Origin of the sequence: Agrobacterium tumefaciens str. B6, assembly GCF_001541315.1 — a bacterium.
Lineage (GTDB): Bacteria > Pseudomonadota > Alphaproteobacteria > Rhizobiales > Rhizobiaceae > Agrobacterium > Agrobacterium radiobacter.
Genome location: NZ_LMVK01000043.1, coordinates 1 through 643, shown reverse-complemented (window position 1 = coordinate 643; position 643 = coordinate 1). Strand labels below are relative to the sequence as shown.

General features: G+C 62.5%; 1 protein-coding gene. It reads left to right on the top strand.

What is annotated here, in order from left to right:
• A partial coding sequence (istB, locus tag ASB65_RS21065) for an IS21-like element helper ATPase IstB (RefSeq protein WP_060725274.1) occupies nt 1-500 on the top strand: 500 nt, incomplete at its 5' end.
• Nucleotides 501-643 lie beyond the last annotated feature (143 nt).

The window sequence follows — 643 nt, the reverse complement described above, 5'->3', positions numbered from 1 at the left end:
CGCCGGTCAACGAAGGGCTCGTGCGCCAGCTTGCGACAGGAGCCTTCCTCGCCGAGCAGCACAATATCGTTCTGGTCGGCGGAACCGGCACGGGGAAGTCCCACCTGTCCATCGCGCTCGCACGCGCCCTAATCCGCAACGGCGCACGCGGCCGCTTCTACAACGTCGTCGATCTTGTCAATCGGCTCGAGACAGAAGCGCGGAGTGGAAAGCAGGGGCGGCTGGCCGACTTCATCACCAGGCTCGACTTCGTCATCATGGACGAACTGGGCTATCTCCCATTCGCCCAGGCCGGCGGCCAGCTCCTCTTCCATCTCATCAGCAGGCTCTACGAGCGGACATCGATCATCGTCACGACGAACCTGGCCTTCGGCGAGTGGCCGGCCGTATTCGGCGACGCCAAGATGACCGCCGCTCTGCTCGACAGGCTCACACACCATTGCGAGATCGTGGAAACCGGGAACGAATCCTGGCGCTTTAAAAACCGCTCTCAAAGCTAAAGCCGAAAAGACAAACAACCCGCGCCCGCAGGCCCCTGCGCTAAATGGAGAGCTCCGGGCCTACGCGCGCTGACCCGATGCAACCAGAGGCAGGGGTCCCTTTTGGGAGCCGATAAGGGGTCCCGTTACGACGCCGATTGACA